We start from the raw sequence: 13,761 nt of genomic DNA, 5'->3' as shown, positions 1-13,761 counted from the left end.
GTCGGAATTCCACCGCCGGGTCATGCCGCTGGTGTGAACGTTGCTAAGACCCCGTGGCAGGGTGCAACCATCACCGAATTTTGACGCCCGGCCACTTCTGCACCCCCACCCTCAGTCATGAATCAGGCGCCTCTGATCAGCGCGCCACGGAGCCCATCGTGAGTACCCTCTCGGAAATTGCAGCAAACCTGTTGAAACGTGAACGCATGACCGAGGAGGCCAACGCGAAAGCGGCCGTGCAGCACCCGATGGGCTGGGAACAACTGATGGCCCTGTCCAAGGAAAAGGACATCGAGAAGTGGCAGGCGACCCTGAGCGACATGATCGCCCACAACACCGGCAAGCGCGTGACCGTGATGCGCGTGATCGAGGGTGGGTTGTCTTGAGGTTGTAGCAGGCCGGCTTGCTGGCGGTGGTGATTTCATGGACGCCGCCGCCGGCAAGCCGGACGGCTACGAAAGACCTGAGAATTCTCGTGACTTTCCCGACAATTGGGATCGTGATGTAGGACATTTCTGAAAATTCAGCGATGCTTAGTGGATCAGCCCCTGAGCGCTTGTTCGATCCAAAGCTCCCGGCTAGTGTGCCCGCCGTCGCTGCAAACTCAGCGACCGGGTGTGGAAGCCCGCCATCGATCTAGGCGCATCAGCGTTCGTATCCTGTTGTCTACGTTTTGGCGTAGCGTCAGGTTTATGGTGGCTGTGCGCTGGGGCATCTTCGGGTGCGCCGGGTTCCTAGATCCCTGGTCTTCCACACCCTCGCACAGCCACCACCCATTCATGTGGAAGTGAATGCTGGCGGCTCCACTTAATTCTAGGGCCTAGCAAATGTTCAAAATCACTCCCAATCCCCCAGCCTCCAGATCCGTTTCAACCGCAAACGCCGGAGGTGCCGCATGACCCGTTTCATCCCCCTGAAAAGCAACAATTCCGCGTGCCCCGTCCTGCACATCGATACCGAAGCGCCGCTGGACTATCTCTACGCCAGCGCCGACCGCCGCATCCGCATGGCGCGCCAACTGCTGCAATGCCTGGACAGCGTCGAAGATCAGGAGGTCCGTTACCTCGCCAACTGCGCGCTGATGCTGCTCAGCGATGGCTGTGATGCGTTGGAGGCGGTGGAAGCGCATATTTCTCCGCCGCCCTCTTGCACGTTCATCTGAGTCCACTCAAACAGCCGCCAGCTTTCATGCTGGCGGTTTCGCTTTTGTGACTGCACGCACTAAATATTTCTCGATCTTGTAGGAAACGTCTGCGAATCAAGTCCTATCGGTCCTGTTCTCGCTCCACCCTCTGGAGTCAAAGTTTGAAATCCCGCATCGTCCGTCCCCTCTGAAAAAACCGACACATTCGTCGTCGATCCCCAGTCACTCTGACCACCATGCCATGGAGGCGCCGGGTGACTGCTGCCTGTCATGGATGCCCGCACATGCCTAGCTCGCCCCGTATTTTCTTCGACCACTCCCGCCACAAACTCTGGGTCCGCGACCTCGATGCGCCCCTCGACGTGCTGACCTTCACGGGCCAGGAGTGCCTGAGCAAACCCTTCAGCTACACCATCGAGTTCACCTCCGCGGTGCAAGACATCGTGGTGGAGCAGATCCTCGGGCAGCCCGCGCGTTTCAGCCTTTACGCCAAACCCAAGCCGCCGCCCTTCGTGTTCCCCGGCTACCCGGTGCCGGAGATCAAGCCGCTGCGCACGCTCAATGGCGTGATCACCGGCTTTCGCCGGCTGTCGGCGTCGAAGGACGAAGCGCGCTACGAAGTCACCCTTGAGCCGCGTCTGGCCTTGTTGAGTCGCGGCCAGCAATACCGCCTCTACCAGCACAAGTCGGTGCCGCAGATTGTCGAGCACGTGCTGCGTACCCGCCATGGTTTCAGGGGCCAGGACTTCTACTTCAACGTCATCCGCGAGTACCCGCGCCGCCAGCAGGTCATGCAGTACGACGAAAGCGACCTGGCGTTTATCACCCGTTTGCTCGCCGAGGTCGGCATCTGGTTCCGCTTCGTCAGTGACGAGCGGCTGGACATCGACGTGGTCGAGTTTCACGACGACCAGCGTCACTACCAGAACCTGCGCCCGCAACTGGCCATCCCGTGCCGTCCCCCCGGCGGCCTGAGCAACACCGACGAAGACGCCGTGTGGAGCCTGCAGACGCGGCACACGGTGGTCGAGAAGAACATCGCCTTTCGCGCCTACGACCCGCGCAACATCACGGCGCACCTGACCAGCGAAGTCGACCAGAGCCGCGGCACCTTCAGCGCCCACGGCACGATCCTGAGCAACGGCGCGACCACCACCTACGGCGAGGCCTATCACTACGCCGAGCACTACACCGTGCTGGGCGACAAATTCGATCAGGACGAAAAGCTCGAAAGCGAGAGCGGTTATTTCTATGCGCGCCTGCGCCACGAACGCTACCTCAACGACCAGACCCGCCTGAGCGGCACCAGCAACAGCGCGTCGCTGGCGCTGGCTCAGGTGCTGGACATCGAAGGCGCGCCCCAGGCGTTCCACCGCGGCACCGTGATCACCACCCTGACACTCACCGCCGCCCGCGACCGCAGCCTGACCGTCGAGTTCGAGGCCATTCCCTTCGCGGACCGGATCTGCTTCCGCCCGCCACTGCAGAAAAAACCACGCATCGCCGGCACGCTCCCGGCCCGCGTCACCAGCAACCGCGAATACGACCCCTACAGCCACATCGACCAGGAGGGCCGCTACAAGGTCAACTTCCTGTTCGACCGCGACAGTTGGACCACTGGCGAAGAAAGCCTGTGGCTTCGACTGGCTCGTCCGTATGCCGGTGAAAAATACGGCCTGCACCTGCCGCTGATCTGCGGCACCGAAGTGGCCGTGGCCTTTGAACAGGGCGACCCCGACCGCCCGTATATCGCCCACGCCCTGCACGACAACCAGCATCCGGACCACGTCACCCTGGCGCGCGAGGATTACCGCCGTAACGTCCTGCGCACCCCGGCCAACAACAAACTGCGCATGGAAGATTTGCGCGGCAAGGAGCACGTCAAGCTCAGCACCGAACACAGCGGCAAGAGTCAGCTCAATCTTGGGCATTTGGTGGACTCGAACAAGAAGAAGCGCGGTGAAGGTTTTGAGTTGCGCACGGATGGCTGGGGCGCGATTCGGGGTGGCAAGGGGCTGTTTATCAGCGCCGATGAACAACCGAAAGCGCAAGGCGACACGCTGAGCATGAATGCCGCGCTGGCGCAGTTGGAAGATGCCCTGAAGCTGGTCCAGACCCTGGCTCAAAGTGCGTCGTTATCGGGCTCACTCCCTGCCGATGAGGTTTCTCAACGCGCACTGAAAACCACACTGAACGGGCTCCGGAAAGCGGGCCTGTTGGCCTCGGCGCCTGATGGCATGGCACTGACCACGGGGGCCAGCCTGCAGCTGTCCGCCAAAGACAATCTCACAGCCACCGCAGGCAACAGCGCCGATATCACTGTACGCAAGCGATTCAGTGTGGCGGCCGGTGAAGCGATCAGTTTGTTCGCACAGCGACTCGGCCTGAAAATGTTTGCCGCCAAAGGCCCGGTAGACATCGAGGCGCAGGGGGACGCCATGCGCCTCAAAGCGAACAAAGATCTGAACCTGGACAGCGTCAACGGCGAGATCGTTCTCAATGCGAAGAACGGCATCACGCTGGTCAGCGGCGGCGCCTATATCAAGATCGCCAATGGTTGTGTCGAGATCGGCGCCCCCGACAAAGTCAATATCAAGAACGACAGTATCACCTGGGGCGGTTCGGCATCGCTGGACAAGGCACTCAAGCCCTGGAAGCAGGAAGACCCCAACTACCTGTACCCGATGCAGGGCAGCTTCCGTGTCATCGACAAGGACACGAATCAGCCTCAACCTTTTGTGCCCTACCGCATGACCTTGCCTGACGGCAGCGTCCTGGAGGGGGTGACCAACAGCGAAGGCATGACTGAGCGCGCTTATGGCTATGGTGCCGACCCGATCAGCCTTGAACCTGACCTCAAAAAAGAGAGCATCGACGACCGCGAAGAGGAGGAAGAGGAAGAAGAACTGGCCGAAGGCATCACCTTGCGCCTGGGCCTGTTTTTCGACGGCACCGGCAACAACATGGCCAACTCGGCGGCCACTGAACAGTGCCGGCGGGAAGACCTGGAGCTGTACAGCTCGGACGAGCTGGACAGCATCATGGAAGTGTGCAGAAACCGCGACTTTACCAAGTACGACGGTTCTGCTTTTACCCAGGCCCCGGACAACAGTTACGGCAACGCGCCGACCAACATTGCCTATCTGTATGAGCTGTATCCGGATAACTCCGCCAAACCAATGCAAGTAAAAGCGGAGACTGGCTATTTATCGACGTATGTAGAAGGCATCGGTACCCGCAGCGGTGGGCAAGATGCCGTGATGATCGGCCAGGCACTAGGGCGCGGAACCACGGGCGTCGTTGCTCGGGTCAAACAGGTCCCGGATTTGCTCAAAAAGCGCTTGAGCCTTTTTCAACAGATCAATCCCGGCAAGCGCATTCGCAAAGTTGAAGTCGACATCTTTGGCTTCAGTCGTGGTGCTGCGGCGGCCCGGCACTGTGCCAATGAATTTCTCAAACCAGGATGTGGCGTCTTCGCACAATTGCTGCAAGCAGGGCAATCCGGACTGCTCGACAGTTTCGACCCCGCGGTGGATGTCAGCCTCAACCTGATCGGCCTGTTCGACACCGTCGCAGCCATCTCGACACCGGAACAGGGCGACCTCTCGCCCGCCAACGCCGCCAATGCCGGCGTCAACCTCTACCTACCGCCGCGTTGCGCCCGCCAGGTTATCCAGTTGGAGGCTCGCGACGAGCACCGGCTCAACTTTGCCCTCAACGATGTGCTGAGCAACCACCTGCGGGTCAGTCTGCCCGGTGTGCATTCAAATATTGGTGGCGGCTACCTGCCAAATGCCCAAGAGCGGTTGTGGCTGACCCAACCTGTGCGTATCACCCTGCCTGAAGGGAAACAGCCGGACACTCATCCACAGTGGGCAATCACGGTGGCCGAGGCCGAGGCCCTGAAAGCTGGTGGCCTGGCCGAGAAAGGCGTGATCGAAGCCAAGGCCTGGCCAGCGGCGATACGGCCATTCCGCGACAACAAAGAACAGCATTACTGGCTGACGGTGGTGCTTGAACGGCCAGTGCGCCATGAGCTGTCTCTGATCGCATTACGGGTGATGCGCGAGCTGGGCACGCGCTTCGACATTCCGTTTGAGGAAATAAATGACCGAGATGAGCGATTCAGGCTGCACTCGGAGTTGCAACCCATCGCCGAGGCAATCCTGAAACAGGTTCTGGCCGGTTCTGCGGTACTCCTTGAGCCAGAGCAAGAGCGCCTGCTACGGGCTCACTACATTCATCAGTCGGCCCACTGGACACCTACCAAATCCTTGATGCTGAACAAACCGGCTCCGGGCAAACGCCGCATCGTTCACCCCGATCAGCCGCAGAAGGGCTATCCGCAATGAAGCGGTTGATGCTGCTGCTCGCGTTGCTGCTTGGCCTGAGCGCCTGCACCAGTGACGCTGACGCGCCGTCACGCCCCAGGTTGCCGTATCCGGCTTGGTACATCGGTCTCGCCGCGCCCATGCACATGGAAGTGTGGGTCGAGACCATTGACGTGCTCGATCAGCAGGGCCTGCCGTTTTTCCACGTTTTCGGCGGTGTCGCCAGTTACACCGGCAAGGTCGAGGGCTGGCACAACGGCGTCGGGAAAATGAAGCCCCTCTATGGCGTTGACTTGCCAGAACGGATCTTTCTGCGTTGGCAGTCGCTGGTCGAACCCCAGGTCTACAAGCTGCGCCTGCATATCCCGCAATGGGTACGCGACGAAATGGTCAAGCCGCATCGGGTGTATTGCCAGGGCTCCAAAGAGTGGATCGACGACTACCGGGAAATGATCACCCTGGGCATGGCCCCTGGCGGCATCGTCAAGGTCTGGCTGGGCGGGGCCTGCATCGGCTTCAAGGAGGTTGGCCGTTATCAGGCGGCCATCGAGCCACGCGGCCCTTTTCTGAATAACCGGGGCCTGTATTACCGCGCCCCCAGTCCGGCCGCCCAAGCCTGGATCAAGGAACACGGTATTCCCTATGGCAGCTGGTAATGCGACCGCGTTTTCACAAGTGGGAATCAAACCCGCCGCAAACCCAGTACTCAGTCAGCAGGCATGGAGCCATGCCGAACTCTATGGAGCTTGAACGATGAGCGAAGACACCACCCCTCTGGCAGTCAACCGACTGGGCAAGGACGCGCCCGTTGTCGATGTACAGCGCTCAGCGCTGCGCTGTTACTTCCGCCCGGAAACTGAAGAGTTTGTTTTTCTCGCCGGCAAGGAGGCGGGAGAGTTTGAAACCCATTGGCGAGGCATGGCCGATGGCATGGACAAGTTTCATCAGGCGCAGGCGAACTATTCAAGTGCACTGAAGCACTACGATGAGTGCGCCAAGGCGGCAGTTTCCTCGCGGCAGATGGAAAAGAGCCTTACAGCCATCGACAGCGCCGAAACCGAGTTGGAAAAGGCGCGCGAGGAAATCAAGGAAAAACTGGCGGGTTCTGCCAGTGGTTTTGGTTACGACAACGTCGTCGAGCTAATTCCAATGGTCGCGCAGGTTGGGGCCAGGCGTATGCCCTACGCCTACGTGAAACAGAGTTACTTTACCGAGGCTGAATCCAAGCGCCGTCTGCACAATGTTTCTCTTCGCCCGGGGGGCGGTAAGGGTGGCGGCAGGAGTGGCCAGAACAGCTTTCTCAGCCGAGACGAAAGCGGCAAGTTGCTGGTATCCACCAGCAAACTTACCGAGCAGCTCACGGCGCTGGAGTGGCCGAAGATCAAGCTGGAGTTGAAAGACATATTGGATTGGACCGGATCGGATTTCGACCCGGAAGATCTCAAGATAGACGCCACTCTGTTTGAGTGGGCTGTAAGCTGGAATGACAGCCTGCTCGGCAAAAAGAAACTGACCGACAACGTCGATGTGTCAGGGGCTGCGCAATTCATGCGTTTCACAGCCAACCTCGGTGCTAATGCCGAGTTCGACGTAGAGAAAGGTGCGGCAGCTTTCAAAGGTGAAGCCCAGGCCACTCTGACGCTGGCCTCCGGTTATGCGGACATCAAAGGTTACGTGCCGGATCGATTCGGTTGGCCACTGACGCTGCAGGCTCGCAGCGGCAAAACCATGGATCTGGGCCTGTTGCGTATATGCCTTGCAGGTGAGACCTCTGGCTTCCTCGGTGCCTCACTGCAGCTCGAAGCCCAGTTACAGGTCATGGTTAAAGGTGATGAACAAATCATCACCGGCCAATCGGGCGCGAAGCCGCGCTTCCGTACGCGCAAGGACAAAGGCCGAGACTTCTTCCAAGCCATGGAAGCTCAGGATCAAGGCACGACCATCACCGCCGGTGGATTTGCAGGCGCCAAGGTGGAGATCCTTGGTAAAAGCACCCTGCAATGGCTCAAGCCTGCACCTCCACCGGACAGCCCCGACGCGGCACCGTCCAACAGACATCCGGACGCCGGAGGCTATGTCGACTTCGCCACCATCGGTTCCAGCATTGCTGGCATGGCCGGTATCGGCGCGGGTGGGAAGTTCTTCTGCACCTTTCTCAACGGCAAGTTCTGCCTGCATGTAGCGGCCAGTCTTTGTGTGGGGGTAGGGGCTAAAGGCGGGTTTATTGCTGAGGTGGGTGCAAAAGATATTATTGAATTTGGAAGATGGATAATTTATCAGCTGTATTTGAATAATTATGGAATACTTGAGTATGTCAATGAAGATGCCTTTAGAACGTATTATCAATATTGTGCTCTGAAAGTTATTGCAGGAAAAGAAATAGCCTATCAAGGTGCTGAGTGGGCGATGGACGCACCGAAAGATGTCGCGCGAATGCTTAAAGCCCTAATAGATGACTTGGAAAACAAAAAAACAAATGGCACCAACGGATCTGAGGCGCGTAACCAAATCGCCAACGTCATCATCGAACAAAAGCAAGACTTATTGACTTACACCCCAGAGACAAAAGGGATTTTTTTGTATTTATTAACACGTCATGGAATGATTGATCATATCGACTTAGCTAACCGCTCTTGGGTAGGTGATATCTATCATCGACGTAAAGAAGCAATAATATTGATATTAAACAGTATTCAGACCCAGTCGGAATGGCGCAAGGTCATGTGCCGTATGACAGTCGATGGTTCCAAGTTGCCGGGCAATTCTGAGAAAGTGTCCGAGGACCAGAAAGAGCACTTGATACGCTTCTTGCAAGAAGGGCGCAATCGCGATGTCGAACTGCGCGATATACGCAATGGGTTGGCGAATATATACAATGGATTGAAAATAGAGCCTGCCTTGGGGTATGCGCTGTCAATGAATAATACTTATTACTACCAGCTCAACTGTGATGCCAATCCGCATTATCCTGTGCGTTGCGATTTTGGCGACCTTGCCGAATCAAGCAACAAAATTGTTTAAAGGTACATGAAACGTGAACAAGCATGCACTGAAATTTACGCTATGTCTGGCCTTGGTGTTGCAAGGCTGTGAAAATAAAGAAGGTCTGAAAAATTCCAATTCGAATAATATTGCAGTAAATGAATTGCAGTCATTCATCACAAAGTTGAAGTCGGACTTGGTATTTGTTGAGGGTGGCGAGTTTTTAATGGGGGATTTTGGTCTGGAACATGCCCCTGAGCGGCTACCCTATGACATGAAAAAACATAGCAGGCCACTGCACAGAGTCGAGTTGGGCAGCTATTCAATTAGTAGGTACAAGGTTTCTAATTCTGAGTTTCAGTTCTATCTCAAAGCCAATTCGCTTAAGTTAAGGGAAAAAGGTACGTCTCCAAAATCTGAATGGGATCAGATGAACAGCCTTCCCAATACTCCCGCTCATGTCGATTGGTATGAATCGGAAAGCTATTGCAACTGGCTGGCAAAGGTGACAGATCTTCCGTTTGCGCTACCTACAGAGGCTCAGTGGGAATATGCGGCTCGTAGCCGAGGACAGTTTTTGATGGTTGCTACCGATGACGGCACGTATAAGGCAGAACCATACGATCTGGTGACTGAGAATTACTACCCCAAAGGTATAAACATCTCAAGCAGCGGAAATAAAATTGAATTCGGCAAAAAAATGGGGTGGTCGACTGATGATGTATCGCCTTTGCCGATCGACATGTTTCCACCTAGCCCATTGGGGCTCTACTCCATGACAGACAATGGCTATGAATGGGTCAAGGATTGGTACGATCCAGAATATTACGCGTACTCACCGTTGAAAGATCCACAGGGACCAGAGAAACCCGTTATTAAAGACCTATTTGGTCGCTATACCAAGGTACTGCGTGGCCAAAGCAGCGCTGATCCCTATTGGGGTGGAGGCGCTAACGTATTCAGGAGAAAAATGGACCCTTTGGGCAGCATTGTCAAAAGTGGTGAACCTTTTCTTCACGATAAAACCGCGCGCTGTGTCGTTAATAGCTCGACACCGATAGGCCAATAAAAATGCTGTAGAGCCATCTTCAGCACGGCGGTGCCAATTCTAACATTCCTGCTGAGCAGGTATTTTAAATCGTTTCAAAGGAGCTTCGACGATGAGAGTGTTTTCTTTAATCAAATACATTTTTCTATTTTTGGGTATTGTTACCCTGGTGATCACGGCAGTGACGTACCAAGGAAGGAATGATTTTCTGGATAGCGCACTGCCTGCTGAAGGCATTGTCGTGTCTTTTCAAGTCAAAAGATCGGACGGTTCTACTTATTACAACCCTGTAGTGGAATTTGCCGACCGCGACGGTGAGAAACGTAGTTTTGTATCTTCCACCGGGAGCAATCCGCCTGCCTATAAAAAAGGAGAGTCTGTCGATGTGCTCTATGCTCCCCACGCTCCAGAGGAGGCAACGATCAATAGCTTTTTCGAGTTATGGGGTGGCGTCGTAATTTCGGCCATACTGGGCACCGTCTTTTCTTCCGTCGGCGCGCTGATGTTTCTGATGGCACGCTTCAAGCGCAAAAGGAAAGAGCAGTTGATGAAAATCGGAGTTACGGTCGGTGCACAATTGCAATCTGTCGAACGTAATGGCCGCTTTTCCATGAATGGACGCAATCCGTACATTATTACTTGCCAGTGGACCAACCCTGAAACCTACGCCATTCACAGGTTTGAAAGTGAAAACATCTGGTTCGATCCTTCTGAATACATCACTCGTGAAACCATCGATGTCTATGTCAAACCTGGCAATTTGAGGGTGTATTACGTCGATGTTTCATTTCTGCCGGAAGTGGCGAGTTGATTAGCTGATTTCACATTTTATGTTCAGGTGATGTTTATGGAACCCGTTATTCGTGCGGGCGACAAACTGTCGTCCGGTGGTGTCGTCATTTCCGGTACCGGCAATGTTGTCATTAATGGTGCTGCGGTGGCCTGTGTCGGTGACCCGGTGGTGTGTCCGATTCTGGGCCACGGGTTAAATGCAGTAGCCGAGGGGGATCCGGATTCTAACTACTTGGGCCGGGCTTTTGCGCTGGATGGTCATCGGTGCTTGTGCGGCTGTACGCTGATCACGTCGCTGCCGAAGGTCGGGAGGGAGTGACATGCCTGTCGATCTTGATGCCCTGCCTGAAAAATTGTTGCCGCCGGATCCTCCGCGACTGGCGCGTTGGGTTTTTGTCGTTCTGCTCTGTGCGCTGTTGGGTGGCGCCCTGGCTTTCCTGTTCTGGCCGGGCGAGCGCTGGCGCCTGTCGGCCTGGTTCTGGAGTTGTGTACTGATCCTGCCTGCGGTTTCCGGCCTGATGCTCTTTGCCCTGCGGCAACTGGCTTATGAGAAAAACCGGGACTATGCCGACAGCTGGAATGCCAGCCAGGAAAAGTATGAGCAGTTGCTGATTCAACAAGGGCAGCAGGCTGTCGCGATTCTGGCCAGTGCCTACTGCTCGCCGACAGGTTCCACACAGATTGCACAAACGCTGCGCAACGGCAGCCGCCCGCTGCAGGCTCTTGACCATCAAGAGCTGGCATTCGACGGGCAGCCGCTGGACAAGACTGAGCAGCCCAACTGGAAAGCGCGGTGCGAAGCCCGTTTACGGGCGGACCTTCAGCAGTTGCTGGCAGGTATTACGCCGGATCTGCAGCGTTGTGCCGACGATGCCGCGTTGCAGGTTCGTATCAGGCACAACGCGGTCTTCGGTAATGACGAGATTGAGGCGTTATGGCGCTCCTGCCGCGGTGACCAAACGCTCGCCGATCAGCTTACGTTTGCCTCCGAAGATGACGGCCTTCTCTGGCTGGATGCCTGGCTGGACAGCCCCTTGCCAGCCCGACCGATATTGTCGGTGCAGTTCGACGCATTGCTGATGCCGGTGGCCGGTCAGGCGGAATCGGCCTCGGCGGTGCTGCTGGCCCCTGCGCAGTGGAGCGCTGAAAAAGACCTGCCCGCCCTGGCATTGGTGCATCGCCCCGTGCAGGTATCCGAGGCAAAAACGGCGATCCAGCGGGCGCTGCTTTGGGGGCAGGTCCCGCCCACCAGCAACGATTTCCACATTTGGCACAGCCAGTTGTCCTCCGAGTTTCTGGCCGAAGTCAGCGTTGATCTGCACGCGCTTGAACGCTCGCCTGACGGTGCTCACTGGTCTTCGATGGACGGGTTTGGCGTGCCGAAGTGTGCGGTCGGCAACATGGCCTTGGTCGTCGCCAGCGAGCAGGCGAAAGCCGAACGCAGGGCCCAGTTGGTGCTGCTGCGTGATAGCTGCGTGCAGGCTTGCGTGATTCAGCCGGTTTGAACATTAAAAGGGATTGATTGTGAAGAAGAACCGAATCTCCATCTGGATATTGATCGTCTGTCTGGCGCTGATCGGCGGGTTATTGATCTGGGTCGACAACCCGGTGATCCGCGAAAAAACCGAGGTTGAGCAATGGAAGTGGTCGATGTTCCTGTGCGCCGGGCTCTTGCTGCTGTGCGTACTCAATGGCGCCGACCGCTGGATGATCAATGTGCTGGGAGATATGGAGCTTCTCTCTCGCTGGCGGAGCAAGTCGGCTGTTCCTGTACCCGGTGTGACCGAACCCATAACGCCCGACAAGCTCAGCACCCTTCGATCCGAGCTGAGGCAGATCCACGGCCCGTTCTGGCGCCGCAAATTCCGCCTGCTCCTGGTGTTCGGCGAGCCTGAACAGATCAAGGCCCTGGCTCCTGACCTGCCTGAAAGCAAATGGCTGGAAGGCGAAGGGCTGGTATTGATCTGGGGCGGCAGCGTGCAAGGAATGCCAGATAAATCGCTGTTTGAGCAATGGCAATCCCTCTGCCGCTGGCGCGCCCTCGACGGTGTGGTCTGGGCCTTGAACGAAACCCAGAGCCGTGACGCGTCCGCCATGACTCAGGGCGTGCGTCACTTGCGTGAATTGGCTCGCAAGCTGCGCTGGCAGTTGCCGTTGCATGTCTGGCAGGTGACGCCGGGGCAGTGGTCGCAGAGCGGTCGCAAGACGCAGCCGGTGGGGTGTGTGCTGCCGTCGCCGCCGACCGCGAAAGCCCTGAGCGAGGCGCTGGAGGGGCTGGTTCAGCCAATGAGCGAGATGGGCTGGGCGCAGATGCAGGGGCAGGAGCATCACGATTTTCTGCTGCGGTTATCCCGCGATTTGGCTGCCGAGGGCATTGCCCGTTGGGCGCAGGCGCTGACGCCGTTGTTCGGGCGTTTTGTGCCGGGGGTGACGTTGCGCGGCTTGTGGTTCGGCGAGCCAGTGGCGCCGACGATAAAGGCCGCGGGCGAGGCGTCGTCGTTCTGGCTGATGGACACGGCGTGGCTGGGGATTCTGGGGGACAAGCCCGGTCGCACCCGGCGGATCGGCTGGCCGCCGACGCGCATCGCCTATGTGGCGATGATCAGTCTGGCGGCGCTGTGGGGCGCCGGTTTGTTGCTCTCGTTTGTCAGCAACCGCGCGCAGGTGCTGGAGATTCAGAGCCATCTGGCGGCGGTGCAGCCGGACGGCAATCAGCAGCAACAGGTGTTCGCGTTGCATGAGTTGATGCGCGAACTGGGGCGTCTGGACCATCGCGCAAAGAACGGCGAGCCGTGGTACCTGCGTTTCGGCCTGAGCCAGAATCAGGCGACGATGGATGCGCTGTGGCCGCGCTATGTCGAGGCCAATCAGCGGCTGATGCGCGACCCAGCGGCAGCCAATTTGCAACGGCATCTGGCGGCGTTGGTTGCCTTGCCGCCGGACAGCCCTGAACGCAATGAGCGCGCGCCAGCGGCCTATGAGCAGTTGAAGGCCTATCTGATGATGGCTCGACCGGAGAAGGTCGATGCGGCTTTTCTGAGCAAGGTGTTATTGGAGGCCGAGCCCGAGCGCGACGGCGTTCCATCCATGCTCTGGGCCACGCTGTCAGCGCCGATGTGGCAGTTTTACGCCGAACAGTTGAAAGACCATCCCGAGTGGCGCATCGAGGTCGACCCACAATTGCTGGCTCAGGCGCGGCAGGTGCTGATCGGCCAGATGGGCCGGCGCAATGCCGAAACCAGCCTCTACCGTCAGGTGCTGGATACGGCCGCATCGCATTATTCACCGCTGGACTTGCAGGACCTGCTCGGCGAGACCGATGCCTGGGCGCTGTTTTCCACCACCGCCGGGGTGCCCGGCGTGTTCACCCGCCAGGCCTGGGAAGGCCATGTGCGTCAGGCGATCGACGACATCGCCGAGGCGCGCCGCGAAAAGATCGACTGGGTGCTCAGTGATCGTGAAGG

9 protein-coding genes and 1 pseudogene are annotated in these 13,761 nt (G+C 57.5%); all 10 read left to right on the top strand.

The annotated features are described in order from the left end of the window. The first annotated feature begins 158 nt into the window (after positions 1–158). On the top strand, positions 159–386 hold the full coding sequence (locus ACIPL0_RS28550) for a hypothetical protein (protein WP_400602074.1): 228 nt from the start codon (positions 159–161) through the stop codon (positions 384–386). A gap of 509 nt (positions 387–895) precedes the next feature. Next, positions 896–1,162: a hypothetical protein gene (locus tag ACIPL0_RS28545; protein WP_400602076.1), complete on the top strand. Its 267-nt coding sequence runs from the start codon at positions 896–898 to the stop codon at positions 1,160–1,162. A gap of 266 nt (positions 1,163–1,428) precedes the next feature. Next, positions 1,429–3,753: pseudogene (locus ACIPL0_RS28540) on the top strand (type VI secretion system Vgr family protein); the annotation flags it as partial. Between the two features lie 1,739 nt (positions 3,754–5,492). Next, positions 5,493–6,131: a DUF2931 family protein gene (locus ACIPL0_RS28535; protein ID WP_400602077.1), complete on the top strand. Its 639-nt coding sequence runs from the start codon at positions 5,493–5,495 to the stop codon at positions 6,129–6,131. A 97-nt stretch (positions 6,132–6,228) separates the two neighbouring features. Beyond that, complete coding sequence (locus ACIPL0_RS28530) at positions 6,229–8,496, top strand: hypothetical protein (protein WP_400602078.1); 2,268 nt, start codon at positions 6,229–6,231, stop codon at positions 8,494–8,496. A gap of 13 nt (positions 8,497–8,509) precedes the next feature. Beyond that, a complete protein-coding gene (locus ACIPL0_RS28525; RefSeq protein WP_400602080.1) occupies positions 8,510–9,526 on the top strand; it encodes a formylglycine-generating enzyme family protein in 1,017 nt (338 codons plus the stop codon). A gap of 91 nt (positions 9,527–9,617) precedes the next feature. Continuing rightward, the gene (locus ACIPL0_RS28520) at positions 9,618–10,316 is read left to right on the top strand and encodes a DUF3592 domain-containing protein (RefSeq protein WP_400602081.1); all 699 of its coding nucleotides are present in this window, start codon (positions 9,618–9,620) and stop codon (positions 10,314–10,316) included. Between the two features lie 36 nt (positions 10,317–10,352). Further along, the gene (locus ACIPL0_RS28515) at positions 10,353–10,616 is read left to right on the top strand and encodes a PAAR domain-containing protein (RefSeq protein WP_400602082.1); all 264 of its coding nucleotides are present in this window, start codon (positions 10,353–10,355) and stop codon (positions 10,614–10,616) included. 1 nt (position 10,617) lies between these two features. Beyond that, entirely contained in the window at positions 10,618–11,802 is a 1,185-nt protein-coding gene (locus ACIPL0_RS28510; RefSeq protein ID WP_400602083.1) for a hypothetical protein, read from the top strand. Between the two features lie 19 nt (positions 11,803–11,821). Further along, on the top strand, positions 11,822–13,761 hold a 1,940-nt coding region (locus ACIPL0_RS28505; protein WP_400602084.1), incomplete at its 3' end, for an ImcF-related family protein.

It is taken from the genome of Pseudomonas sp. NPDC090208 (assembly GCF_044746785.1).
Lineage (GTDB): Bacteria > Pseudomonadota > Gammaproteobacteria > Pseudomonadales > Pseudomonadaceae > Aquipseudomonas.
The sequence above is the reverse complement of the archived record's forward strand: the minus strand, read 5'-3'. Positions and strand labels throughout refer to the sequence as shown.